Annotated in this window: 36 protein-coding genes and 3 pseudogenes; 34 read left to right on the top strand and 5 right to left on the bottom strand. The window is 40.4% G+C overall.

Features of this window, described 5'->3' with window-relative positions:
- Positions 1-113: 113 nt before the first annotated feature.
- The 31 genes and pseudogenes from ARSQ2_RS06235 to ARSQ2_RS06385 form a co-directional block, all read left to right on the top strand.
- Positions 114-311: pseudogene (locus tag ARSQ2_RS06235) on the top strand (ferritin-like domain-containing protein); the annotation flags it as partial.
- 292 nt (positions 312-603) lie between these two features.
- On the top strand, positions 604-915 hold the full coding sequence (gene rpsJ, locus ARSQ2_RS06240; RefSeq protein WP_001181005.1) for a 30S ribosomal protein S10: 312 nt from the start codon (positions 604-606) through the stop codon (positions 913-915).
- 24 nt (positions 916-939) lie between these two features.
- Positions 940-1,569 carry a 50S ribosomal protein L3 gene (rplC, locus tag ARSQ2_RS06245; protein WP_181994733.1) on the top strand — a complete coding sequence of 210 codons (630 nt, stop codon included), beginning with the start codon at positions 940-942 and terminating at the stop codon, positions 1,567-1,569.
- 16 nt (positions 1,570-1,585) lie between these two features.
- Complete coding sequence (rplD, locus tag ARSQ2_RS06250) at positions 1,586-2,191, top strand: 50S ribosomal protein L4 (protein WP_181994763.1); 606 nt, start codon at positions 1,586-1,588, stop codon at positions 2,189-2,191.
- Positions 2,188-2,490, top strand: a complete 303-nt coding sequence (gene rplW / locus ARSQ2_RS06255) for a 50S ribosomal protein L23 (RefSeq protein WP_181994734.1) — start codon at positions 2,188-2,190, stop codon at positions 2,488-2,490. The genes rplD and rplW overlap by 4 nt, the downstream gene beginning before the upstream one ends.
- 19 nt (positions 2,491-2,509) lie before the next feature.
- Positions 2,510-3,334 carry a 50S ribosomal protein L2 gene (gene rplB / locus ARSQ2_RS06260; protein WP_181994735.1) on the top strand — a complete coding sequence of 275 codons (825 nt, stop codon included), beginning with the start codon at positions 2,510-2,512 and terminating at the stop codon, positions 3,332-3,334.
- A gap of 14 nt (positions 3,335-3,348) precedes the next feature.
- On the top strand, positions 3,349-3,627 hold the full coding sequence (rpsS, locus tag ARSQ2_RS06265; protein WP_181994736.1) for a 30S ribosomal protein S19: 279 nt from the start codon (positions 3,349-3,351) through the stop codon (positions 3,625-3,627).
- A 14-nt stretch (positions 3,628-3,641) separates the two neighbouring features.
- Complete coding sequence (gene rplV, locus ARSQ2_RS06270) at positions 3,642-3,974, top strand: 50S ribosomal protein L22 (protein ID WP_181994737.1); 333 nt, start codon at positions 3,642-3,644, stop codon at positions 3,972-3,974.
- Between the two features lie 17 nt (positions 3,975-3,991).
- On the top strand, positions 3,992-4,702 hold the full coding sequence (gene rpsC, locus ARSQ2_RS06275) for a 30S ribosomal protein S3 (protein ID WP_181994738.1): 711 nt from the start codon (positions 3,992-3,994) through the stop codon (positions 4,700-4,702).
- Positions 4,702-5,112, top strand: coding sequence for a 50S ribosomal protein L16 (gene rplP / locus ARSQ2_RS06280; RefSeq protein WP_181994739.1), 411 nt, complete (start codon positions 4,702-4,704; stop codon positions 5,110-5,112). The genes rpsC and rplP overlap by 1 nt, the downstream gene beginning before the upstream one ends.
- Complete coding sequence (rpmC, locus tag ARSQ2_RS06285) at positions 5,112-5,303, top strand: 50S ribosomal protein L29 (RefSeq protein ID WP_026823172.1); 192 nt, start codon at positions 5,112-5,114, stop codon at positions 5,301-5,303. Before rplP ends, rpmC begins: the two co-directional genes overlap by 1 nt.
- Positions 5,303-5,557, top strand: coding sequence for a 30S ribosomal protein S17 (gene rpsQ / locus ARSQ2_RS06290; RefSeq protein ID WP_181994740.1), 255 nt, complete (start codon positions 5,303-5,305; stop codon positions 5,555-5,557). The genes rpmC and rpsQ overlap by 1 nt, the downstream gene beginning before the upstream one ends.
- Positions 5,558-5,743: 186 nt before the next feature.
- A complete protein-coding gene (gene rplN / locus ARSQ2_RS06295; protein WP_181994741.1) occupies positions 5,744-6,115 on the top strand; it encodes a 50S ribosomal protein L14 in 372 nt (123 codons plus the stop codon).
- Positions 6,116-6,131: 16 nt separating this feature from the next.
- Positions 6,132-6,446, top strand: a complete 315-nt coding sequence (rplX, locus tag ARSQ2_RS06300; protein ID WP_181994742.1) for a 50S ribosomal protein L24 — start codon at positions 6,132-6,134, stop codon at positions 6,444-6,446.
- A 15-nt stretch (positions 6,447-6,461) separates the two neighbouring features.
- Positions 6,462-7,001: a 50S ribosomal protein L5 gene (gene rplE / locus ARSQ2_RS06305; RefSeq protein ID WP_181994743.1), complete on the top strand. Its 540-nt coding sequence runs from the start codon at positions 6,462-6,464 to the stop codon at positions 6,999-7,001.
- A gap of 11 nt (positions 7,002-7,012) precedes the next feature.
- Positions 7,013-7,318, top strand: a complete 306-nt coding sequence (rpsN, locus tag ARSQ2_RS06310; protein WP_026823167.1) for a 30S ribosomal protein S14 — start codon at positions 7,013-7,015, stop codon at positions 7,316-7,318.
- Between the two features lie 33 nt (positions 7,319-7,351).
- Complete coding sequence (gene rpsH, locus ARSQ2_RS06315; RefSeq protein ID WP_181994744.1) at positions 7,352-7,744, top strand: 30S ribosomal protein S8; 393 nt, start codon at positions 7,352-7,354, stop codon at positions 7,742-7,744.
- A 14-nt stretch (positions 7,745-7,758) separates the two neighbouring features.
- Positions 7,759-8,292, top strand: a complete 534-nt coding sequence (gene rplF / locus ARSQ2_RS06320; protein WP_181994745.1) for a 50S ribosomal protein L6 — start codon at positions 7,759-7,761, stop codon at positions 8,290-8,292.
- 9 nt (positions 8,293-8,301) lie between these two features.
- A complete protein-coding gene (rplR, locus tag ARSQ2_RS06325; protein ID WP_181994746.1) occupies positions 8,302-8,655 on the top strand; it encodes a 50S ribosomal protein L18 in 354 nt (117 codons plus the stop codon).
- Positions 8,656-8,669: 14 nt separating this feature from the next.
- Positions 8,670-9,173, top strand: a complete 504-nt coding sequence (rpsE, locus tag ARSQ2_RS06330; protein WP_181994747.1) for a 30S ribosomal protein S5 — start codon at positions 8,670-8,672, stop codon at positions 9,171-9,173.
- A gap of 6 nt (positions 9,174-9,179) precedes the next feature.
- Complete coding sequence (gene rpmD, locus ARSQ2_RS06335) at positions 9,180-9,359, top strand: 50S ribosomal protein L30 (protein ID WP_181994748.1); 180 nt, start codon at positions 9,180-9,182, stop codon at positions 9,357-9,359.
- A gap of 3 nt (positions 9,360-9,362) precedes the next feature.
- Positions 9,363-9,797: a 50S ribosomal protein L15 gene (gene rplO, locus ARSQ2_RS06340; RefSeq protein ID WP_181994749.1), complete on the top strand. Its 435-nt coding sequence runs from the start codon at positions 9,363-9,365 to the stop codon at positions 9,795-9,797.
- A 7-nt stretch (positions 9,798-9,804) separates the two neighbouring features.
- Complete coding sequence (gene secY / locus ARSQ2_RS06345; protein WP_181994750.1) at positions 9,805-11,130, top strand: preprotein translocase subunit SecY; 1,326 nt, start codon at positions 9,805-9,807, stop codon at positions 11,128-11,130.
- A 43-nt stretch (positions 11,131-11,173) separates the two neighbouring features.
- Positions 11,174-11,290, top strand: a complete 117-nt coding sequence (rpmJ, locus tag ARSQ2_RS06350) for a 50S ribosomal protein L36 (protein ID WP_032116397.1) — start codon at positions 11,174-11,176, stop codon at positions 11,288-11,290.
- A 147-nt stretch (positions 11,291-11,437) separates the two neighbouring features.
- Positions 11,438-11,791, top strand: coding sequence for a 30S ribosomal protein S13 (gene rpsM / locus ARSQ2_RS06355; RefSeq protein ID WP_181994751.1), 354 nt, complete (start codon positions 11,438-11,440; stop codon positions 11,789-11,791).
- 15 nt (positions 11,792-11,806) lie between these two features.
- Positions 11,807-12,196, top strand: a complete 390-nt coding sequence (gene rpsK / locus ARSQ2_RS06360; protein ID WP_181994752.1) for a 30S ribosomal protein S11 — start codon at positions 11,807-11,809, stop codon at positions 12,194-12,196.
- Positions 12,197-12,231: 35 nt separating this feature from the next.
- Positions 12,232-12,852 (top strand): 30S ribosomal protein S4, encoded by a 621-nt coding sequence (rpsD, locus tag ARSQ2_RS06365; RefSeq protein WP_181994753.1) that lies wholly within the window; start codon positions 12,232-12,234, stop codon positions 12,850-12,852.
- Positions 12,853-12,877: 25 nt separating this feature from the next.
- Positions 12,878-13,867: a DNA-directed RNA polymerase subunit alpha gene (locus ARSQ2_RS06370; protein WP_181994754.1), complete on the top strand. Its 990-nt coding sequence runs from the start codon at positions 12,878-12,880 to the stop codon at positions 13,865-13,867.
- A 37-nt stretch (positions 13,868-13,904) separates the two neighbouring features.
- Positions 13,905-14,294 (top strand): 50S ribosomal protein L17, encoded by a 390-nt coding sequence (gene rplQ / locus ARSQ2_RS06375; RefSeq protein WP_181994755.1) that lies wholly within the window; start codon positions 13,905-13,907, stop codon positions 14,292-14,294.
- 122 nt (positions 14,295-14,416) lie between these two features.
- Positions 14,417-14,832, top strand: a pseudogene (gene zntR / locus ARSQ2_RS06380) (Zn(2+)-responsive transcriptional regulator).
- A 76-nt stretch (positions 14,833-14,908) separates the two neighbouring features.
- Positions 14,909-15,109 carry an alternative ribosome-rescue factor A gene (locus ARSQ2_RS06385; protein ID WP_181994756.1) on the top strand — a complete coding sequence of 67 codons (201 nt, stop codon included), beginning with the start codon at positions 14,909-14,911 and terminating at the stop codon, positions 15,107-15,109.
- Here the strand turns inward: ARSQ2_RS06385 and mscL are convergent.
- The 5 genes and pseudogenes from mscL to def form a co-directional block, all read right to left on the bottom strand.
- Positions 15,081-15,507 (bottom strand): annotated as a pseudogene (gene mscL / locus ARSQ2_RS06390) (large-conductance mechanosensitive channel protein MscL). The gene ARSQ2_RS06385 and the pseudogene mscL overlap by 29 nt on opposite strands.
- A gap of 89 nt (positions 15,508-15,596) precedes the next feature.
- Complete coding sequence (gene trkA, locus ARSQ2_RS06395; protein WP_181994757.1) at positions 15,597-16,973, bottom strand: Trk system potassium transporter TrkA; 1,377 nt, start codon at positions 16,971-16,973, stop codon at positions 15,597-15,599.
- A gap of 49 nt (positions 16,974-17,022) precedes the next feature.
- Complete coding sequence (rsmB, locus tag ARSQ2_RS06400) at positions 17,023-18,303, bottom strand: 16S rRNA (cytosine(967)-C(5))-methyltransferase RsmB (RefSeq protein ID WP_181994758.1); 1,281 nt, start codon at positions 18,301-18,303, stop codon at positions 17,023-17,025.
- 49 nt (positions 18,304-18,352) lie between these two features.
- Positions 18,353-19,327, bottom strand: coding sequence for a methionyl-tRNA formyltransferase (gene fmt, locus ARSQ2_RS06405; RefSeq protein ID WP_181994759.1), 975 nt, complete (start codon positions 19,325-19,327; stop codon positions 18,353-18,355).
- A gap of 15 nt (positions 19,328-19,342) precedes the next feature.
- Positions 19,343-19,888 carry a peptide deformylase gene (def, locus tag ARSQ2_RS06410; RefSeq protein WP_181994760.1) on the bottom strand — a complete coding sequence of 182 codons (546 nt, stop codon included), beginning with the start codon at positions 19,886-19,888 and terminating at the stop codon, positions 19,343-19,345.
- 133 nt (positions 19,889-20,021) lie between these two features.
- On the opposite strand from def, the gene ARSQ2_RS15255 reads away from it, so the two are divergent.
- The 3 genes from ARSQ2_RS15255 to ARSQ2_RS06420 all read left to right on the top strand — a co-directional run bounded on the left by ARSQ2_RS15255 (position 20,022) and on the right by ARSQ2_RS06420 (position 20,975).
- Positions 20,022-20,090, top strand: coding sequence for a hypothetical protein (locus ARSQ2_RS15255; RefSeq protein WP_476726901.1), 69 nt, complete (start codon positions 20,022-20,024; stop codon positions 20,088-20,090).
- Positions 20,091-20,250: 160 nt separating this feature from the next.
- Complete coding sequence (locus tag ARSQ2_RS06415) at positions 20,251-20,535, top strand: IS630 transposase-related protein (RefSeq protein ID WP_181994761.1); 285 nt, start codon at positions 20,251-20,253, stop codon at positions 20,533-20,535.
- Positions 20,526-20,975 (top strand): transposase, encoded by a 450-nt coding sequence (locus tag ARSQ2_RS06420; RefSeq protein ID WP_181994762.1) that lies wholly within the window; start codon positions 20,526-20,528, stop codon positions 20,973-20,975. Before ARSQ2_RS06415 ends, ARSQ2_RS06420 begins: the two co-directional genes overlap by 10 nt.
- Positions 20,976-21,547 lie beyond the last annotated feature (572 nt).

The raw sequence follows: 21,547 nt of genomic DNA on the forward strand, positions 1-21,547 counted from the left end.
TATAGCTAAGCGTCTTAATTTTGATTACAAAATATATGTTTTTCTCCAATATAAATTTACTGATATAGAGTAATTACTTGTAATCATTTTAAAGTCGCCAAGCTATACTGTTTGAATTGGATGGGGCGAAAGATTTGCGTTAAGCAATTGCTTATGCGGATTCAGTTAGTGATTATGTTAATGGCGATTTAATGATTGAAATACTAACGGATGAAGAAAAACATATTGATTGGATAGAAACGCAATTAAATTTGATAGCAAACATAGGCCTAAAAAATCACCTACAATCTCAGCTGGGTGAAGATACATGATTTAATTAGTATTTATTGATTAAGATTAACAAATATTATTGCATAAGATTTTTATAAATAAATTTTATGCAATTTTTTATCTACAGCTTGCTCTTATTCTGAAATTACGTATAATGAACCAGCTCTTTAATTCAAGAGCCTCGCCGTAAAAGCTACTAAGCTGTAAAACTGCGTTAAAAAAACAATACCTCCGATTTGGAGGTTATTATGAGAACGATTATCACTCCCCTATCAATCGAAATAGGTGCGAGGAGTAATTTTTACGTTTATAAATAGTTGGAGCTCTGGTCTCATGCAGAACCAAAGAATCCGTATCCGCCTGAAAGCCTTTGATCATCGTTTAATTGATCAATCAACTGCTGAAATCGTTGAAACTGCTAAGCGCACTGGCGCTCAAGTACGTGGTCCGATCCCGTTACCTACACGTAAAGAACGTTTTACCGTTTTGATTTCGCCGCATGTTAATAAAGATGCACGTGATCAGTACGAAATTCGTACTCATAAGCGTCTGGTTGACATCGTTGAGCCAACTGAGAAAACCGTTGATGCTCTGATGCGTCTGGATCTCGCTGCCGGTGTAGATGTGCAGATCAGCCTGGGTTAATCAGGTCGTTCAGAGGTTAAAACAATGATTGGTTTAGTCGGGAAGAAAATAGGAATGACACGTATCTTCACTGAAGATGGTGTTTCTATTCCTGTAACTGTTATCGAAATTGAAAATAACCGAGTGACTCAGGTTAAGAGCCTGGAAAAAAATGGTTATAATGCAATTCAGGTTACTACCGGTAGCAAAAAAGCAAACCGTGTAAAAAAACCTGAAGCTGGGCATTTTGCTAAAGCTGGTGTTGAAGCTGGCCGTATCCTACGTGAATTTCGTTTGAGTGAAAACGAAGAGTTTACTGTAGGTCAAAGCATTAGTGTTGAAATTTTTACTGACGTGAAGAAAGTCGACGTTACTGGTACCTCCAAAGGTAAGGGTTTTTCTGGTACGGTTAAACGCTGGAATTTTCGCACTCAGGACGCTACTCATGGTAACTCCTTGTCACACCGTGTTCCTGGTTCTATTGGTCAAAACCAAACTCCAGGTAAGGTATTTAAAGGCAAGAAAATGGCAGGCCAATTGGGTAATGAACGTATAACTGTTCAAAGTCTGGATGTAGTACGCGTTGACGCTGAACGTAATCTGCTGTTGATCAAGGGTGCTGTTCCAGGTGCAACTGGTAGCAACCTGATTGTAAAACCAGCTGTTAAAGCGTAACGTCGAGGAGATGGGAATGGAATTGGTAATGAAAGACGCGCAAAGCGCGCTGACTGTTTCCGAAACTACCTTCGGGCGTGATTTTAATGAAGCGCTTGTGCATCAAGTAGTTGTTGCGTATGCAGCTGGTGCTCGTCAAGGTACTCGTGCTCAGAAAACTCGTGCTGAGGTTTCAGGTTCTGGTAAAAAGCCATGGCGTCAAAAAGGTACTGGTCGTGCACGTGCTGGTTCAGTTAAGAGCCCAATTTGGCGCTCTGGTGGTGTCACTTTCGCAGCGAGACCACAGGACCACAGTCAAAAAATAAATAAAAAGATGTACCGGGGTGCTTTGAAAAGCATCTTGTCTGAATTGGTACGTCAGGATCGTCTAATTGTTGTCGAGAAATTTGCACTGGAAGCGCCGAAAACTAAGCTTCTGGTAAAAAAATTAAAGGAAATCGCGCTGGATGACGTATTGATCGTCACGAATGAGGTTGATGAAAACTTATTTTTAGCAGCCCGTAACTTATATAAAGTTGATGTTCGCGATGCAATCGGTATCGATCCTATTAGCCTAATTGCCTTCCACAAAGTAGTTATGACTGCTGATGCTGTGAAGCAAATTGAGGAGATGCTAACATGATCCGTGAAGAACGTCTGCTAAAAGTACTACGTGCGCCGCATGTCTCTGAGAAAGCTTCTACAGCGATGGAAAAAAGTAACACCATCGTGCTTAAAGTAGCGAAAGATGCGACTAAAGCAGAGATTAAGGCTGCCGTACAGAAACTGTTCGAAGTTGAAGTCAAAGGTGTAAATACTTTACTAGTTAAAGGCAAAACCAAACGCCACGGTCAGCGAATTGGTCGTCGTAGCGACTGGAAAAAAGCTTACGTCACTCTGACAGAAGGCCAGAATCTGGACTTCATCGGTGGTGCAAAGTAAGTCGGAGGAGTAAAGAACAATGGCAGTTGTTAAATGTAAACCTACGTCTCCGGGCCGTCGCCACGTAGTTAAAGTGGTTAACCCTGAGCTGCATAAGGGTAAACCTTATGCTCCGTTGCTAGAAAAAAGCAACAAAACAGGTGGACGTAACAATAATGGCCGTATTACTACGCGTCATATTGGTGGTGGTCACAAACAGCATTATCGTCTAATTGACTTTAAACGCAATAAAGATGGTATTGCTGCTACTGTTGAGCGTCTGGAATATGATCCAAATCGTTCGGCGAATATTGCATTAGTTCTCTATAAAGATGGAGAGCGTCGCTATATTCTGGCACCAAAAGGCTTAAAAGCCGGAGACCAAATTCAGTCTGGTGCAAATGCAGCAATTAAAGCAGGTAATGCTTTACCTATGGGTAATATTCCTGTCGGTTCAACGGTTCATAATGTTGAACTTAAACCGGGTAAAGGTGGTCAGCTTGCGCGTTCAGCCGGTGCTTATGTGCAAATCGTTGCACGTGATGGTAGTTATGTAACTATCCGTTTACGTTCTGGCGAAATGCGTAAAGTACTTTCTGAGTGCCGTGCGACATTAGGTGAAGTTGGTAATGCGGAGCATATGCTGCGTGTTCTGGGTAAAGCTGGTGCTAGCCGCTGGCGTGGAATTCGCCCTACCGTTCGTGGTACAGCGATGAACCCAGTAGACCATCCACATGGTGGTGGTGAAGGTCGTAACTTTGGTAAACACCCAGTAACGCCTTGGGGCATTCAAACCAAAGGTAAAAAGACCCGTAGCAATAAGCGTACTGATAAATATATCGTACGTCACCGTTCTAAAAAATAATTAGAGGATAAACCATGCCACGTTCTCTCAAGAAAGGTCCTTTTATTGACCTGCACTTGCTGAAGAAGGTAGAAAAAGCGGTGGAAAGCGGAGACAAAAAGCCTCTCAAGACTTGGTCCCGTCGTTCAACGATCTTTCCTAACATGATCGGTTTGACCATCGCTATCCATAATGGTCGTCAGCATGTTCCAGTTTTTGTTACCGACGAAATGATTGGTCATAAATTGGGTGAATTCGCGCCGACCCGTACTTATCGGGGCCATGCGGCCGATAAAAAGGCCAAGAAACGTTAAGGTAGGAGGAAGAGATGGAAACTATCGCTATGCATCGCCACGCTCGTTCTTCTGCTCAGAAGGTTCGTTTAGTGGCTGATCTGATTCGCGGTAAGAAAGTGTCGCAAGCTCTAGAAATTCTGAACTATACCAACAAGAAAGCTGCTGGTTTACTGAAGAAAGTACTTGAGTCTGCTATCGCTAACGCCGAGCACAACGATGGTGCTGATATTGATGACTTAAAAGTAACGAAAATTTTCGTTAACGAAGGTCCAACTATGAAACGCATCATGCCTCGCGCGAAAGGCCGTGCAGATCGTATTTTGAAGCGCACCAGCCACATTACTGTGGTTGTATCCGATCGCTGAGACTCTGGAGAATAACAATGGGTCAGAAAGTACATCCTAATGGTATTCGCCTGGGTATTGTCAAATCTTGGAACTCTACTTGGTATACGAATACAAAAGAATTCGCTGACAACCTAGACAGCGATTTTAAAGTACGCCAGTATCTGAATAAAGAACTGGCAAAGGCATTTATTTCACGTATCGTTATCGAACGTCCTGCGAAGAGCATCCGTGTAACTATTCACACTGCTCGTCCTGGTATCGTTATCGGTAAAAAAGGTGAAGATGTCGAGAAACTGCGTAAAACAGTAGCAAATATTGCTGGTGTTCCTGCGCAAATCAATATTACTGAAGTACGCAAGCCTGAACTGGATGCTAAATTAGTTGCTGATAGTATCGGTTCACAGCTCGAACGTCGTGTTGTGTTCCGTCGAGCTATGAAACGAGCGGTACAGAATGCTATGCGTCTAGGTGCAAAAGGCATAAAAGTGGAAGTCAGTGGTCGTTTAGGCGGCGCTGAAATTGCACGTACTGAGTGGTATCGTGAAGGCCGTGTGCCATTGCACACCTTGCGTGCTGATATCGATTATAACACTGCAGAAGCGCACACCACTTATGGGGTACTCGGCGTTAAAGTATGGATCTTCAAAGGTGAGATCCTGGGTGGTATGGCTGCTGTTGAACAGGTAGAGAAACCTACAGTTCAACCTAAAAAGCAGCAGCGTAAAGGCCGCAAGGAGAGTCGCTGATGTTACAACCAAAGCGTACTAAATTCCGTAAAATGCATAAAGGCCGCAATCGTGGTCTGGCTGCAGGTACAGATGTCAGCTTCGGCACTTTCGGTCTCAAAGCAGTGGGTCGTGGACGTCTGACTGCACGTCAGATTGAAGCGGCACGTCGTGCCATGGCCCGTGCAGTTAAGCGTCAGGGTAAAATCTGGATTCGTGTGTTTCCAGATAAACCTATTACTGAAAAGCCACTTGAAGTGCGTATGGGTAAAGGTAAAGGTAACGTAGAGTATTGGGTTGCCTTGATCCAACCTGGTAAAGTTCTTTATGAAATGGACGGTGTTCCAGAAGAGGTAGCTCGTGAAGCATTTAAGTTGGCAGCAGCAAAACTGCCTATCAAAACCACCTTTATAACTAAGACGGTGATGTAATGAAAGCAAAAGAGCTGCGCGAAAAAAGCGTTGAAGAGTTGAACACTGAACTGCTTAACCTGCTTCGTGAGCAATTTAACTTGAGTATGCAGGCAGCAAGTGGACAGCTGCAACAGTCTCACCTGTTGAAACAAGTACGTCGTGATATTGCACGCGTTAAGACTTTATTGACTGAAAAGGCGGGTGCGTAATGAGCGATAAAATCCGTACTTTGCAAGGTCGTGTAGCTAGCGATAAGATGGAGAAATCTATTGTCGTTGCTATTGAGCATATGGTAAAACATCCTTTATATGGTAAGTTTATCCGTCGTACGACCAAATTGCATGTACATGACGAGAACAATGAATGCGGTATCGGTGATCTAGTGGAAATCCGTGAAACCCGCCCACTGTCCAAAACAAAGTCATGGACACTTGTTCGCGTTGTAGAAAAAGCTGTTCTGTAATAGAATAGCCATTTCATAATAGATAATAGAATAAGCAGCGCTTAATAAAGCGGCCGTTTATTTTTTCTGTCCATATTGATGTTGTGGTGTTATAATAGCGCGCCCTCATGTATGGGTAATTGTACTGCCGCTTCAATTTATATAAGAAGCGGCTTAGTTTTAGTTGACATTTAGCGGAGCACTAAAATGATCCAAGAACAGACTATGCTGAACGTAGCCGACAACTCCGGCGCACGTCGCGTAATGTGTATCAAGGTTCTAGGTGGCTCGCACCGTCGCTACGCAGATGTAGGTGATATCATCAAAATTACTGTTAAAGAAGCAATTCCAAGCGGTAAAGTAAAAAAAGGTGATGTCCTGAAAGCGGTAGTGGTGCGCACTAAGAAGGGTGTTCGTCGCCCTGACGGTTCTGTCATTCGCTTCGATGGCAATGCTTGTGTATTGTTAAACAATACAAGTGAGCAAGTTATCGGTACGCGTATTTTTGGGCCAGTAACTCGTGAACTTCGTACTGAAAAGTTTATGAAAATTATCTCTCTGGCACCAGAAGTACTCTAAGGAGGAGCGGGCACAAATGGCAGCGAAAATCCGTCGTGATGACGAAGTTATCGTGTTAGCTGGTAAAGATAAAGGCAAACGCGGTAAAGTAAAACAGGTTCTTTCTTCTGGTAAAGTCATTGTTGAAGGGATTAATCTGGTTAAGAAACATCAGAAGCCTCTTCAGGCTCTGAATCAACCAGGTGGCATCGTGGAAAAAGAAGCAGCAATTGATGTTTCTAACGTTGCAATCTTTAATGTGAAAACTGGCAAGGCTGACCGAGTAGGTTTTAGAATTGAAGATGGCAAAAAAGTGCGTTTCTTCAAATCTAACAGTGAAACTATTAAGTAATTTTTGGAGTATACGATGGCGAAACTGCATGATTACTACAAAGGCGAGATAGTCCAAAAGCTGATGACTCAGTTTGGCTACAATTCTGTCATGCAAGTCCCTCGGGTCGAGAAGATCACCCTGAACATGGGTGTTGGTGAAGCTGTTGCCGATAAAAAGCTGCTTGATAATGCAGCTGCCGATTTAGCGGTAATAACAGGGCAAAAACCATTTATCACCAAAGCGCGCAAATCTGTTGCAGGCTTCAAAATCCGTCAGGGCTATCCAATCGGCTGTAAAGTGACCCTGCGTGGCGAACGTATGTGGGAATTCTTTGAGCGTCTGATTTTTATTGCTGTACCACGTATCCGTGATTTCCGTGGTTTATCCACTAAATCATTTGATGGTCGCGGTAACTACAGCATGGGTGTACGTGAACAAATCATCTTTCCTGAAATCGATTATGATAAAGTGGATCGTGTACGTGGTTTAGATATTACTATCACCACTAATGCGAAATCAGATGATGAAGGTCTTGCACTGTTGATGGCGTTTAACTTTCCGTTCCGGAAGTAAGGCAGGGTATTATGGCTAAACAATCAATGAAAGCGCGTGATGTAAAACGTGCAAAATTAGCTGAAAAATTCTTTGCAAAGCGCACAGAATTGAAAGCTATTATTTCTGATGTGAATACATCTGATGAAGATCGTTGGAATGCTGTTCTTAAGCTGCAAACGCTACCACGTGATTCGAGCCCTTCTCGTCGGCGTAACCGCTGTCGTCAAACTGGGCGTCCCCATGGTTTTCTGCGGAAATTTGGTCTAAGCCGTATTAAAGTCCGTGAATCCGCTATGCGCGGTGAAATACCGGGTCTTAAAAAGGCTAGCTGGTAATTATCACCAATTGAATCACGGGAGTAAAGACAGATGAGCATGCAAGATCCCATCGCGGATATGCTAACCCGTATCCGTAACGGTCAGGCCGCTAATAAAGCTGCGGTCAACATACCTTCCGCCAAGCTAAAAGTAGCGATTGCTACAGTGCTTAAGGAAGAAGGTTATATCAAAGATTATAAAATTGAAGGCGACATCAAGCCAACCTTAAAAATTACATTAAAATATTTCCAAGGGAAGGCTGTTGTAGAAAGCATTCAGCGTGTAAGCCGCCCCAGTTTGCGCATCTATAAGAAAAAAGATGCGCTACCACAGGTTATGGCTGGTTTAGGCATTGCGATTATTTCTACTTCTAAAGGTGTCATGACTGATCGTGCAGCTCGCCAAGCAGGTTTAGGCGGCGAAATTCTCTGCTACGTAGCTTAATTCGGGAGGAAAGAATGTCTCGTTTGGCAAAAGCACCTGTCGTTATTCCTGCCGGCGTAGAAGTTAAACTTGACGGTCAGGACATAGCGATTAAAGGTAAAAATGGCGAGCTTACTCGTACAATCCATAAAGCTGTTGAAGTCAAACATACTGATAATCAATTAACGTTTCGAGCTCGTGAAGGTTTTGCTGATGCATGGGCGCAAGCAGGTACGACGCGTTCTTTATTGAATGCAATGGTTATTGGTGTTACCGAAGGCTTCACTAAGAAACTTCAGCTGGTTGGTGTCGGTTATCGTGCAGCTATTAAAGGCAATACTGTAACTTTGTCCTTAGGTTTCTCTCATCCGGTAGAGCATGAACTGCCAGCAGGTATTACTGCAAAATGTCCTTCACAGACTGAAATTGTGTTGGAAGGAGCAGATAAACAGGCAATTGGCCAAGTTGCAGGAGAATTGCGTGCTTATCGTCGTCCTGAACCTTATAAAGGTAAAGGTGTTCGTTACGCCGATGAAATCGTGCGTACTAAAGAGGCTAAGAAGAAGTAAGGTAACACTATGGATAAGAAAGTAGCTCGTATCCGGCGTGCGACCCGCGCACGCCAAAAACTACATAAACTGGGTGCAACGCGCTTGGCGGTACACCGTACCCCTCGACATATTTATGCGCAGGTTATTGCACCAAAGGGTTCTGAAACTTTCGTGGTTGCTTCTACTACAGAAAAAACCATCAATGAGCAAGTAAAGTACACAGGAAACAAAGAAGCAGCAGCAGCAGTTGGTAAATTAATTGCTGAGCGCGCGTTGGAAAAAGGCATCAAAGAAGTTGCTTTTGACCGTTCTGGTTTCCAATATCATGGTCGAGTCGAGGCACTGGCAGATGCTGCCCGTGAAGCTGGCCTTCAGTTCTAAGGTAGAGGTGTAAGATGGCTCATCACATCGAGAAACAAGCTGGCGAACTGCAGGAAAAGCTGATCGCGGTAAATCGTGTAGCAAAAACCGTTAAAGGTGGCCGTATTTTTAGTTTTACAGCACTAACTGTCGTTGGTGATGGTAACGGTCGTGTTGGTTTTGGCTACGGTAAGGCACGCGAAGTTCCGGCAGCAATCCAAAAAGCGATGGAAAAAGCCCGTCGCAATATGAAAAACGTCGCTCTCAATAATGGTACTTTGTATCATCCTGTAAAAGGTGCTCACACAGGTTCTCGTGTGTTTATGCAACCTGCTTATGAAGGTACGGGTATCATCGCAGGCGGTGCAATGCGTGCTGTTTTCGAAGTCGCGGGTGTTCATAACGTACTGGCTAAAACCTATGGTTCCACGAACCCAATTAATGTTGTTCGTGCAACGCTGGATGCTTTAGACAGTATGAAGTCTCCAGAAATGGTCGCAGCCAAGCGTGGTAAATCCGTCGAAGAAATTCTGGGGTAATAGATCATGGCTAAGAATATTAAAATTACACAATTTCGCAGTACTATTGGTCGTTTGCCAAAACATAAGGCAACCATGATCGGTTTAGGTCTGCGTCGTATCGGTCATACTGTAGAACGTGAAGATACACCAGCGGTCCGCGGCATGATCAATTTGGTTTCCTACATGGTTAAAGTTGAGGAGTAACAGATGCGCTTAAATACTCTGTCTCCAGCTGAAGGTGCTAAACATGCACCTAAACGCGTAGGTCGCGGTATTGGTTCCGGTTTAGGTAAAACTGGTGGACGTGGTCATAAAGGTCAGAAGTCTCGTTCTGGCGGTGGCGTACGTCGTGCTTTTGAAGGCGGTCAGATGCCTCTATATCGTCGTTTACCAAAATTTGGTTTTACTTCACGTAAAGCAATGATTACTGCAGAAGTTCGTTTGTCAGACTTTGCTAAAGTTGAAGGCGATGTCATTGATCTGAATACGCTGAAAGCTGCTAATATAGTTGGCATTCAAATAGAATATGCGAAAGTTATTCTTTCTGGTGAAGTTAATTGTCCAGTAACTGTACGTGGTCTTCGTGTAACAAAAGGTGCACGGACTGCAATTGAAGCGGCTGGCGGTAAAATCGAGGAATAAGTTACAGATGGCGAAGCAACCAGGTTTAGATTTTCAAAGTGCTAAAGGTGGCATAGGAGAACTTAAACGCAGGCTTCTGTTTGTTATTGGGACGCTGATTGTTTTCCGTATTGGTTCTTTTATTCCTATTCCTGGTATTGATACCACTTTGCTTGCCAAATTGCTTGAACAGCAAAGAGGCACCATCATTGAAATGTTTAATATGTTCTCTGGTGGTGCACTTAGTCGTGCTTCTATCTTTGCATTGGGAATTATGCCGTATATTTCAGCATCGATTATTGTCCAATTACTGACTGTAGTTAATCGACGTCTAGCAGAGATTAAGAAGGAAGGGGAAGCCGGTCGCCGTAAGATTAGTCAATATACGCGTTATGCTACTTTGGTATTAGCGATATTCCAATCTATTGGTATTGCGACAGGTTTACCAAATATGGCTGGAATGCAAGGATTGGTAATCAATCCTGGTTTTCCCTTTTATTTCACGGCCGTTGTTAGTTTAGTGACAGGAACAATGTTTCTGATGTGGCTAGGCGAAAAAATTACTGAAAGAGGTATTGGAAACGGTATCTCTATCATTATCTTTGCAGGTATAGTTGCGGGGCTCCCGCCGGCTATTGGCCATACCATTGAGCAAGCTCGGCAAGGCGATTTGCACTTGCTCCTGTTGTTCTTGATTGCAGTTTTAGTATTTGCTGTGACTTATTTTGTTGTTTTTATGGAATCTGGTCAGCGCCGCATAGTGGTTAACTACGCAAAACGTCAACAAGGTCGTCGCATTTATGCTGCACAAAGCACACATTTACCATTAAAGGTAAATATGGCAGGTGTTATTCCTGCAATTTTTGCTTCCAGTATTATACTGTTCCCAGGTACAATAGCTTCCTGGTTTGGTGATGGAACAGGTTGGGGTTGGCTGACAGCTATTTCAATGTATTTGCAGCCAGGACAACCGCTTTATGTGTTACTTTATGCATCTACAATCATCTTCTTCTGTTTCTTTTATACCGCATTAGTTTTTAATCCGCGAGAGACAGCAGATAACCTGAAGAAGTCCGGTGCATTTGTACTAGGAATTCGTCCGGGAGAGCAAGCGGCCAAGTATATTGACAAAGTAATGACACGCCTAACATTAGTAGGTGCATTGTATATTACTTTTATTTGCTTAATCCCGGAGTTCATGCGTGACGCAATGAAAGTTCCATTCTATTTTGGTGGTACTTCACTTCTAATTGTCGTCGTCGTTATTATGGACTTTATGGCTCAAGTGCAAACTCTTATGATGTCCAGTCAATATGAGTCTGCATTGAAAAAGGCAAATCTTAAAGGCAAATAATTGTCTTTAAATTAATTTGCTTAAGAAGTTACGGAGATTAAAAATGAAAGTTCGTGCTTCAGTTAAGAAATTATGCCGTAACTGTAAAATCATTAGACGTGAAGGTATTGTTCGTGTGATTTGCAGCGTTGAACCAAGACATAAACAACGTCAAGGTTAAGAAAAAGCATTTTTTTCTTGCAAAGTTGGGTTGAGCTGGCTAAATTAGCCAGGAAACCTTTTTATCTAAAAATGTATAACTGTTTGAGTATCCTGAAAGCGGGCTTTTCAGCACAGTTATGCAGTATTTAACTTTAGGAGTGGATAAGTGGCCCGTATAGCAGGCATTAACATTCCTGATCAACATACCGTAATCGCATTAACATCGATTTATGGCATCGGCAAAACTCGCTCACAGTCAATCTGTGCAAAAACTGGTATTGCTGAGCATGTTAAGATCAGTGAGCTGTCTGAAGAGAAAATCGACAAGTTACGTGACGAAGTTGCTAAATACATTGTTGAAGGTGATTTGCGTCGTGAAGTTACCCTAAGCATCAAGCGCTTAATGGATCTTGGTTGCTATCGTGGTTTACGTCACCGCCGTGGTCTTCCTGTGCGTGGTCAACGTACTAAGACTAATGCACGTACCCGTAAGGGCCCGCGTAAGCCGATCAAGAAATAGTCGGGGTATTAAGTAATGGCAAAAGCACCTATTCGTGCACGTAAGCGTGTAAGAAAACAAGTTTCAGACGCTGTGGCTCATATCCATGCTTCTTTTAACAACACAATTGTTACCATTACTGATCGTCAAGGTAATGCATTGGGTTGGGCAACCGCAGGTGGTTCTGGTTTTCGTGGTTCTCGTAAGTCTACTCCGTTTGCTGCTCAAGTTGCAGCAGAACGTTGTGCTGAGGCAGTAAAAGAGTACGGAATCATAAACTTAGAAGTTATGGTTAAAGGACCTGGTCCTGGCCGTGAGTCAACTATCCGTGCGTTAAATGCGGCTGGTTTCCGCATTACTAACATTAGTGATGTGACTCCGATCCCTCATAATGGTTGTCGTCCACCGAAGAAACGTCGTGTTTAATTACGTTGCGTTTTTAGGATTGTTGGAGAAAGAAAATGGCTAGATATTTGGGTCCTAAGCTCAAGCTGAGCCGTCGTGAAGGTACAGATCTATTTCTTAAGTCTGGCGTTCGCCCGATTGACACCAAGTGTAAATTAGAACAGGCACCCGGACAGCATGGCGCACGTAAACCGCGTCTATCTGATTATGGTGTTCAGTTACGTGAGAAACAAAAAGTTCGTCGTATTTACGGTGTTCTAGAACGTCAATTCTGTAACTATTATAAAGAAGCAACACGGTTGAAAGGTAATACGGGCGAAAATTTACTCAATTTGCTTGAAGCTCGTTTAGACAATACTGTTTATCGTATGGGCTTTGGCGCAACACGCGCGGAAGCACGTCAGATGGTTAGCCATAAAGCTATCATGGTAAATGGTCAAGTCGTTAATATTGCTTCTTATCAGGTTTCCCCGAATGACGTTATCAGCGTTCGTGAAAAAGCAAAAAAACAGTCTCGTATTAAGGCTGCTTTAGAACTTGCTGAACAGCGTGAGAAGCCAAATTGGCTGGAGGTTGATGCGGTTAAGATGGAAGGTGTGTTCAAACGTATTCCTGAACGTGCTGATCTGTCTGCTGACATTAACGAACACCTGATCGTCGAGCTTTACTCTAAGTAAAGCTTAGTACCAAAGAGAGGAAAAAATGCAGGGTTCTGTGACAGAGTTTTTTAAACCGCGCCTGGTTGATATCGAGCAAATTAGTTCGACACACGCCAAGGTAACCCTTGAACCGTTAGAACGTGGCTTTGGCCATACTCTTGGTAACGCACTACGCCGTATTTTACTTTCGTCTATGCCGGGTTTTGCTGTGACCGAGGTTGAAATTGATGGTGTACTGCATGAGTACAGCACTAAAGAAGGTGTGCAGGAAGATATCCTGGAGATTCTCCTTAACCTGAAAGGGCTGGCGGTAAAACTTCACGCTAAAGATGAAGTTATTCTCACCTTGAATAAATCTGGAATTGGCCCTGTGACTGCCGCCGATATCACCCCTAATGATGATATCGAAATCGTGAAGCCGCAACATGTTATCTGCCATCTAACTGATGAAAGCTCTCCTATTAATATGCGTATTAAAGTACAACGTGGTCGTGGATATGTGCCGGCTTCTGCCCATATTCATTCGGAAGAAGATGAGCGCCCAATCGGTCGTTTATTAGTTGATGCATGCTATAGCCCTGTAGAGCGTATTGCCTACAATGTTGAAGCGACGCGTGTAGAACAACGCACTGATTTGGATAAGCTGGTTATCGAGATGGAAACTAACGGCACAATCGATCCAGAAGAGGCAATTCGGCGAGCAGCAACTATCTTAGCTGAACAACTCGAAGCTTTCGTTGATTTACGCGATGTTGCTAAGGTTGAAATTAAAGATGAGAAGCCAGAGTTTGATCCGATTCTGCTGCGCGCAGTTGACGATCTTGAATTGACTGTCCGCTCTGCTAACTGTTTAAAAGCAGAAGCTATCCACTACATCGGTGATTTGGTTCAGCGCACTGAAGTTGAGTTGCTTAAAACTCCTAATCTTGGTAAAAAATCACTTATTGAAATTAAGGATGTTTTGGCATCAAGAGGTTTATCGCTAGGCATGCGTCTAGAAAATTGGCCTCCAGAAAGTATTGCTGATGAATGAGATCACAGGTTAAGGTTTTACTGAGAAGGATAAAGTCATGCGCCATCGTAAAAGTGGTCGTAAATTGAACCGCAATAGTAGCCATCGCCAAGCTATGTTTCGTAACATGGCTGGCTCTTTAGTTCGTCATGAGATTATCAAGACAACTTTACCAAAGGCGAAAGAGTTGCGCCGTGTCGTTGAGCCACTGATTACTCTTGCCAAGAACGACAGCGTAGCTAATCGTCGTCTGGCATTTGCCCGTACTCGTGATGATGAAATCGTGGCAAAATTATTTAATGAACTTGGACCGCGTTTCGCGCCCCGTGCAGGTGGTTATACTCGTATTATGAAGTGTGGCTTCCGTGAAGGTGACAATGCGCCGATGGCTTACATTGAGCTTGTTGATCGTACTGTTGAGTCTCAAGAAGACGTAACTGCAGAATAAATTTGCAATTACATAAAAAACCGGGATTAATCCCGGTTTTTTATTATCTAAAAATTAACTTTTTGTCATTTCATAATTTGCTATCATAATGGATAATATTTATACATATATAAGAGGTGGTTATGTATCATATAGGTAAATTAGCTAAATTAGCAGATGTTAAAACCGATACAATTCGTTTCTATGAAAAACAAGGGCTAATGGAACCTCCTAATCGTACAGAAAGTGATTATCGTCTTTATAGCAAAAAAGATTTACAACGTTTACGTTTTATTCGTTATGCTAAGCAGTTAGGCTTTACTTTGGAATCTATTTCAGAATTATTGTCTATTCGCATTGATCCTCTGCCCATCATACTTGCCAGGAGTCAAAAAATATTGTAGATGCTCGCTTGCAGGAGATTGAAATTAAAATTATAGAAATGGAGAGAATGATAAATTCATTAAAAATGCTTAGTACGGCTTGTTGTGGTAGTAAACATGTTAGTACTGGATGTTCAATTTTAGAGATCCTTGAACAAGGCGCCAGTAAACATTAAATGATATGTCCGTTTTGGATGAAATAAAATTTTATAGATGTTTATTTAAAAAGTTATTGATATTGGAGAATTTGGTATGGCAAATTATCAGCATAAACGAGGCCTTATAAAGAAGAGTGCAATAGAGGCGATACTGTATGATCCTCTGTTTAGGCAACGAATTAAAAAAAATAAAAAAGGAAAAGGGAGTTATCAAAGAAAAATAAAACATAGTAAAGAGCAAACGAGTAGGTTAGTAATGCTTAATTCTAAAAATTTATTATTACTAACCCACTAATTTTGATTATTTTTTTTAATAAATCATGAATTTCAGTTAATAATGTAACTTCTTTAGTGGGTGCTGCTGGTGCTTCTTCTTTTTCGCGACGCAATTTATTTATAAGTTTTATCGCAATAAAAATTGCTATAGCGATAAATTAAAAAATCAAAAATATTTTGAATAAATACACCATAATTCATAATAACAGCAGGTATATTATCGTGGGCTTCCTTTAAGACAAGATGAAATTGCTTAAAATCAATAGCGCCGATAAGTAATCCAAGGGGAGGCATAATAATATCTGCAACAAGAGAAGAAACAATTTTGCCAAATGCTGCACCAATAATAAAACCCACAGCTAGATCAATAACGTTGCCTTTCATTGCAAATTCACGGAATTCTTTTAAAAAGCTCATAGTCCCCTCACCGTTAATCAAAATAGAACATAAAATTTTATAAGAATGTTTAAATTATAATATCTATTAATATATTTCTATCAAAATTTTTACAAAAAGAATGGGCTAGGTTGGAAGATCTTTTCTACTTCAGGAACATGTTTTTTATCAGTAATGAACATAATGATGTGATCATCTTGTTCAATAATATGATAGCTATTTGCAATGATGACTTCATCATCACGAACAATAGCACCGATAATTGTGCCTGTAGGAAGCTTTATTTCTGAAATTTTTCTACCAACAACTTTGGATGTGTTTTCATCACCGTGAGCAATTGCTTCTATCGCTTCAGCAACGCCTTTACGTAAGGATGAAACATTAATTATATCTGCTTTACGAACATGTCCTAATAAAGCGGAAATTGTTGCTTGTTGAGGTGATATAGCGATATCAATGACTCCTCCTTGTACCAGATCAACATAAGCAGAACGTTGGATAAGAACCATCACTTTCTTTGCGCCCATTTTTTTGGCAAGCATAGCTGACATAATATTGGCTTCATCGTCATTAGTCAGTGCTATAAAAACATCTGTTTGCTCAATATGTTCTTCCGCTAAAAGCTCTTGATCTGAAGCATCACCATAAAACACTATTGTATCATGTAATAGTTCTGCTAATTCAGTTGCTCTTTCTTGATCACGTTCTATTAATTTAATGCTGTAATCTTTTTCTAGCTGTTTTGCTAGACCTGCACCAACATTGCCACCACCAACTATCATAATCCGCTTGTAGGGTTTTTCCAATCTTTGCACTTCGCTCATTACAGCACGAATATGCTCAGTGGCTACAACAAAGAAGATTTCATCTCCTGCCTCAATAATAGTGGATCCCTGTGGTCGAATGGGTCTATCTTGGCGAAATATAGCAGCAATTCGGGTATCAATATGGGGTAAATGTTCGCGTAAATTTAATAGGGAATTTCCTACTAATGAACCTCCATAGTACGCTTTTGCAGCAACAATACTTACTTTACCACTGGCGAAGTTAACAACCTGAAGTGCTCCAGGATATTGGATTAATTTATAAATATAATCAATGACAAGCTGCTCTGGAGAAATAAGATAATCAATCGGTATGTGATCAGGGATAAAAAGTTTTTTAGTTTCTTTGATATATTCAGATGCGCGTATTCTAGCAACTTTATTTGGCGTATTAAAAAGAGAATAAGAAATTTGGCATGCAATCATATTAGTTTCATCTGAATTTGTCACAGCAACTAACATATCAGCATCTTCAGCACCGGCTTCCCTTAGGATCCTAGGGTATGAGCCATGTCCACTGACAACTCTTAGGTCGAATTTATCTTGTAGCTGGCGCAAACGTTCAATATTGGTATCAACGATAGTGATATCGTTTTTTTCATCAACTAAATTTTCTGCAAGTGTTCCACCAACTTGTCCTGCACCTAATATGATAATTTTCATTATATTTTTATCTTACTGCCAGATTGAGTATTTATTCAAAATAGTAGTGTTAATTTTTTATTAGAGAAGCATAAAAGAAACCGTCTCCTCCACGTTGAGTGGGTAATATTTGTTGGCCTAGTTCCATATTGTTATTTAAAGATGCTTCAGGATGATGAAAAAGAAATTTCTGTATTTGTTCTTTGTTTTCATCCGGTAAAATTGAGCAAGTTGCATAAACCAGGATGCCATTGGTTTTTAAATAAGGCCAGATAGCTTCTAGAATTTCATATTGTAATTTAACTAACTGCTTGATATCTCTAGGTTTTCTTAACCATTTTATATCCGGATGCCTACGAATTACACCTGTCGAAGAGCAAGGTGCATCTAGCAATATACGATCAAATTTCGCACCCGATGCCCATTCTAGTGGTCTACGTCCATCACCAACAATAACTCTTGCATGTAATTTTAGCCGATTAAGATTTTCTTGGATACGTTTTATTCGTAGTTCATCAATATCAACCGCTAAAATATCAGCTTTGAGAGCACGTTCTAGTATATAAGTTGTCTTACCACCTGGAGCTGCGCAAAGGTCAAGGATATATTCACCATTTTTAGGTGCTAGTAATTCAATGCATTGTTGAGCAGATAAATCTTGAATTGTTACCCAACCTTGGTCAAAGCCTGGTAATTGGTTAACGGCACACGGTTTTTCTAATTTGATAGCGAATTTACTGTCTTTGCTTAAACTGGCCTGTATACCTGCTTGCTGTAATAGCATTAGATAATCGTGAGTAGAATGATACAATTGATTTACTCTTAGCCACATAGGTGGTCTTTGGTTATTGGCCTCAAGAATCTCTTCCCAATGAGCAGGATAAACTTGCTGAATTTTTTCTAATAGCCATTTAGGATGTAAATAATTGCTTTCATTATTATTGGCTTTTGCATTTAATGTTTGTTCTTGCCGTTGAAATTGTCTTAATACACCATTAATTAAGCCTTTTAGTTGAGGGTGTTTCAGTGTGATAGCACCATCAACAGTTTCTGCTAGTGCGGCGTGTGGGGGAATACGAGTAAAATTAAGTTGGTAAATTCCTACCATAATAAGATAATGAATAATGCGTTTTTTTCCCTTTAATGGTTTAGTTATTAATTGTTGAATAAACCATTCCAATAAAGGTAACACTCTAAGTACACCAAAACTGAGTTCTTGTAAAAGAGCTTTATCTTTATCTGATATATTTTTTTGCCATTCTGGAAGTACAGTGCTTAATGATTGTTTTTGATCAATAACCTGAGCAATGACTTGGGCACAAATGCTTCTAAGGTTATATTTTTTATTCATGTTAAATATAATTACCCACTAATCATAAATGCAAGTAAGAAATTTATTACTAATTTGGTTGCAATGCTGAATTTATTATTCTGCCAGGAATAAACCATCCGTGACGAGAGTTTAGAAAATCACTAGTTAACATTATTTTTTTACCGGCCGGTTGTATTTTTAAGATATTTAAAATACCTTTCGCAGTTGCCACTTTAATCCCTGTTTTATCGGCACTTAAAATTGTTCCGGGTGGGGAAGCGTCAATTTCATGATCAATGACTTCGGCATACCAAACTTTAATAGGTTGATCTGCAACAATAAAATAACTTACTGGCCAAGGATTGAATGCTCGGATACATCGCTCAATTTCTTCAGCCGAAAGTGTCCAATCAATTAATGCTTCATCTTTGCTCAGTTTTTCAGCATAGTTAGCGAATGTATCATTTTGTTCTTCTGGTTTTGCTTGACCTGAAGTGAGTAAATCAAGAGTATGTAGGAGTGCAATAGGGCCTAGTTTTGCAAGTTTTTGATATAGGGTTGCGCTAGTATCTTTTAGTTCAATAGGGAAGCTAACTTTGTAAAGCATATCTCCGGTATCCAGACCAATATCCATTTGCATAATCGTAATACCGGTTTCTTTATCACCAGCCCAAATTGAGCGTTGAATTGGCGCTGCGCCTCTCCAGCGGGGTAGTAGTGAGCCATGAACATTCAGGCAGCCCATTGGTAGCATATTTAATACAATTTCAGGTAAAATTAGACCATATGCGACAACAACCATAACATCGGCATGCCGATTTTCAATCCAGCGCTGACTGTCTGCTGTTTTTAGAGTTGTTGGCTGAAAAATAGGAATATTATTTTCTTTGGCTAGCCTTTTTACTGCGCTTGATGCGAATTTTCGCCCTCTTCCAGCTGGTTTATCAGGTTGTGTCAGAACGCCAACAATTTGATACTTATCCTTGATACCAAGTAATGCAGCTAAATGTTGTGCTGCAAAATCTGGGGTGCCGGCAAAAATGATTCGTAGACAGTCTGACACGTAAAGATCCCTATATTATAAAATATGATAAATATCATTTTGTTGTTTTAGCTTTGTTTTAGCTTTTAGACGTTCAAGCTTTTCAATTTTCTGCCTAATGCGTTGGCGTTTTAATGCAGAAAGATAGTCAATAAATAATTTGCCATTTAGATGATCTATTTCATGTTGAATACAGATACCAAGTAGATCATCAGTTTCTAATTTAAACTCTTTCCCATTGATATCTAAGGCTTTAATTTTGACCCATTTAGCACGAGATACAAATGCCCGTTGTTCCGGTACAGAAAGACAACCTTCTTCAATTCCAGTTTCACCAGCTGTTTCTAGGATAACAGGATTTATAAGTACCAATCTTTCATTACGAGATTCTGAAACGTCTATAACAATAATTCTTTGATGAATATTAACCTGTGTTGCGGCTAAACCAATACCTTCTTCTTCATACATCGTTTCAAACATATCATTCACGATACGTTGTATTTCTACATCAACTTTTTTTACCGGTTCTGAAATTTTGCGAAGACGCTCATCTGGGTAATGTAATATATTTAATACTGACATAAATGTTTAAAGCTATATCCAAAAGTGAAAGTTATTTCATACCTATTCTAGACATTTCTCATTATGATTGACAGTATTGGTTATAAATGGAACACACTTATTGCCAATTAAGTCTGGAAAGTATATGGATCCAATGGAAATATGGTTACGTATGAAAATGGTCTCTCATCTTTCAATTGTCAATGCTGCTGCAATTGTATAGCTAGGCGACTTTAAAATGATTACAAGTAATTACTCTATATAAGTAAATTTATATTTTAGAAAAACATATATTTTTGTAATCAAAATTAAGACGCTTAGCTATAGAGAAACTTATTGTATTAAATATAGCTAAGCGACTTAATTTTGATTACATTATTTATATGAGCTATTCAATTGATTTTAGAGGTAAAGTGATATTTACGATGGAAGAAGAAGGGTTAAGTATCCGAGAAAAAGCGAAGCAATTTCGGATTGTCTCTGCATCTGTATCGCGTTGGATTAATCAAATAGAGCCAAAAACATCGACTACGCGTCAGCGAAAAATCAATAAATCCGAGTTGATAAAAGATGTTAAACAATATCCAGATGCTTACCAAAAAGAGCGTGCAGAGCGTTTTGGCGTTTGTCAGAAGGCCATTTGGCAAGCTCTTAAAAAATGGGATTGACCTATAAAAAAAACTCTACGTCATCCGCAAGCCGACGAAAACACTCGAGAAACGTTTCAACAAAAAAACAACAGTATGAATATGAAAAAGAAGGCAAGCATATTGTTTTTATTGATGAAATTGGTTTTTCACACGATACCTCGCGCACTCACGGCTATTCCCCGAAAGGTCAACGGTATGTTGGTCTCAAGAACTGGAGAGCTAAAGGAAGAACAAATGTTATCAGCGCTTTATTGGGCACAATGCTGTTTGCTATGGGATTATTTGATATCAATATTAAAAGCGATGTTTTCTATGCATGGGTCACCCAAGTCCTTATCCCAGTACTTCCTAAAAACAGTGTAATGATGATGGATAATGCAACTTTTCACAAGAAACAGAGTATTGAACAAGTCATCATCGATGCGGGGCATATGGTGGAATATTTGCCTATCTATTAGCCAGATCTTAATCCAATTGAACATAAATGGGCACAAGCTAAATGCAAAAAAAGAGGGCTCGGATGCGACACAGATATTTTGTTCGCACTCAATATGGTGTAATCAAAATTAAGTCGCTTAGCTATAAATGACTTCGATTATATGTTGTATGGGCGCATTGAGAATCTATTTAATAGCGCAGCCCGGAATTATACCGCGTATATTAAAAATGAAATGTATTTACCTGGTCATAATTTTTTCATCGGGGAAAGGCAAGTTTATCTTTCTAAATTTCAGGGGGAATTGGTTTGGTATCAACACTATTTAGTCATATTGAAATGATCCAAGGCAATAATCCTTGGGGGAAAGTATTAGATGCGGGTACAGGCATTAATTTACTAAACTGGATAAGCCAACTTAAGAGTGAAAGTTCGACCGCAGTGACTTGTGCAATTATAGCTAAGCGACTTAATTTTGATTACACCATATTGAGTGCGAACAAAATATCTGTGTCGCATCCGAGCGCTCTTTTTTTTGCATTTAGCTTGTGCCCATTTATGTTCAATTGGATTAAGATCTGGCTAATAGATAGG

The sequence above is a fragment of the Arsenophonus endosymbiont of Bemisia tabaci Q2 genome (assembly GCF_902713415.1).
GTDB lineage: Bacteria > Pseudomonadota > Gammaproteobacteria > Enterobacterales > Enterobacteriaceae > Arsenophonus.

Excerpts from the sequence above, each read along its gene's own strand:
- rplB (WP_181994735.1), top strand. The coding sequence starts at position 2,510 with ATGGCAGTTGTTAAATGTAAACCTACGTCTCCGGGCCGTCGCCACGTA.
- secY (WP_181994750.1), top strand. The coding sequence starts at position 9,805 with ATGGCGAAGCAACCAGGTTTAGATTTTCAAAGTGCTAAAGGTGGCATA.
- ARSQ2_RS06370 (WP_181994754.1), top strand. The coding sequence starts at position 12,878 with ATGCAGGGTTCTGTGACAGAGTTTTTTAAACCGCGCCTGGTTGATATC.
- rpsQ (WP_181994740.1), top strand. The coding sequence starts at position 5,303 with ATGAGCGATAAAATCCGTACTTTGCAAGGTCGTGTAGCTAGCGATAAG.
- rpmC (WP_026823172.1), top strand. The coding sequence starts at position 5,112 with ATGAAAGCAAAAGAGCTGCGCGAAAAAAGCGTTGAAGAGTTGAACACT.
- rplO (WP_181994749.1), top strand. The coding sequence starts at position 9,363 with ATGCGCTTAAATACTCTGTCTCCAGCTGAAGGTGCTAAACATGCACCT.
- rplC (WP_181994733.1), top strand. The coding sequence starts at position 940 with ATGATTGGTTTAGTCGGGAAGAAAATAGGAATGACACGTATCTTCACT.
- rplW (WP_181994734.1), top strand. The coding sequence starts at position 2,188 with ATGATCCGTGAAGAACGTCTGCTAAAAGTACTACGTGCGCCGCATGTC.
- rpmJ (WP_032116397.1), top strand. The coding sequence starts at position 11,174 with ATGAAAGTTCGTGCTTCAGTTAAGAAATTATGCCGTAACTGTAAAATC.
- rpsJ (WP_001181005.1), top strand. The coding sequence starts at position 604 with ATGCAGAACCAAAGAATCCGTATCCGCCTGAAAGCCTTTGATCATCGT.
- rplV (WP_181994737.1), top strand. The coding sequence starts at position 3,642 with ATGGAAACTATCGCTATGCATCGCCACGCTCGTTCTTCTGCTCAGAAG.
- rplN (WP_181994741.1), top strand. The coding sequence starts at position 5,744 with ATGATCCAAGAACAGACTATGCTGAACGTAGCCGACAACTCCGGCGCA.
- rplP (WP_181994739.1), top strand. The coding sequence starts at position 4,702 with ATGTTACAACCAAAGCGTACTAAATTCCGTAAAATGCATAAAGGCCGC.
- rpsN (WP_026823167.1), top strand. The coding sequence starts at position 7,013 with ATGGCTAAACAATCAATGAAAGCGCGTGATGTAAAACGTGCAAAATTA.
- rplD (WP_181994763.1), top strand. The coding sequence starts at position 1,586 with ATGGAATTGGTAATGAAAGACGCGCAAAGCGCGCTGACTGTTTCCGAA.
- rpsC (WP_181994738.1), top strand. The coding sequence starts at position 3,992 with ATGGGTCAGAAAGTACATCCTAATGGTATTCGCCTGGGTATTGTCAAA.
- rplQ (WP_181994755.1), top strand. The coding sequence starts at position 13,905 with ATGCGCCATCGTAAAAGTGGTCGTAAATTGAACCGCAATAGTAGCCAT.
- rpmD (WP_181994748.1), top strand. The coding sequence starts at position 9,180 with ATGGCTAAGAATATTAAAATTACACAATTTCGCAGTACTATTGGTCGT.
- rpsH (WP_181994744.1), top strand. The coding sequence starts at position 7,352 with ATGAGCATGCAAGATCCCATCGCGGATATGCTAACCCGTATCCGTAAC.
- rpsK (WP_181994752.1), top strand. The coding sequence starts at position 11,807 with ATGGCAAAAGCACCTATTCGTGCACGTAAGCGTGTAAGAAAACAAGTT.
- rpsE (WP_181994747.1), top strand. The coding sequence starts at position 8,670 with ATGGCTCATCACATCGAGAAACAAGCTGGCGAACTGCAGGAAAAGCTG.
- rpsD (WP_181994753.1), top strand. The coding sequence starts at position 12,232 with ATGGCTAGATATTTGGGTCCTAAGCTCAAGCTGAGCCGTCGTGAAGGT.
- rsmB (WP_181994758.1), bottom strand. The coding sequence starts at position 18,303 with ATGAATAAAAAATATAACCTTAGAAGCATTTGTGCCCAAGTCATTGCT.
- rplR (WP_181994746.1), top strand. The coding sequence starts at position 8,302 with ATGGATAAGAAAGTAGCTCGTATCCGGCGTGCGACCCGCGCACGCCAA.
- rplE (WP_181994743.1), top strand. The coding sequence starts at position 6,462 with ATGGCGAAACTGCATGATTACTACAAAGGCGAGATAGTCCAAAAGCTG.
- rplX (WP_181994742.1), top strand. The coding sequence starts at position 6,132 with ATGGCAGCGAAAATCCGTCGTGATGACGAAGTTATCGTGTTAGCTGGT.
- ARSQ2_RS06420 (WP_181994762.1), top strand. The coding sequence starts at position 20,526 with ATGGGATTGACCTATAAAAAAAACTCTACGTCATCCGCAAGCCGACGA.
- trkA (WP_181994757.1), bottom strand. The coding sequence starts at position 16,973 with ATGAAAATTATCATATTAGGTGCAGGACAAGTTGGTGGAACACTTGCA.
- ARSQ2_RS06415 (WP_181994761.1), top strand. The coding sequence starts at position 20,251 with ATGAGCTATTCAATTGATTTTAGAGGTAAAGTGATATTTACGATGGAA.
- rpsS (WP_181994736.1), top strand. The coding sequence starts at position 3,349 with ATGCCACGTTCTCTCAAGAAAGGTCCTTTTATTGACCTGCACTTGCTG.
- def (WP_181994760.1), bottom strand. The coding sequence starts at position 19,888 with ATGTCAGTATTAAATATATTACATTACCCAGATGAGCGTCTTCGCAAA.
- ARSQ2_RS06385 (WP_181994756.1), top strand. The coding sequence starts at position 14,909 with ATGGCAAATTATCAGCATAAACGAGGCCTTATAAAGAAGAGTGCAATA.
- rplF (WP_181994745.1), top strand. The coding sequence starts at position 7,759 with ATGTCTCGTTTGGCAAAAGCACCTGTCGTTATTCCTGCCGGCGTAGAA.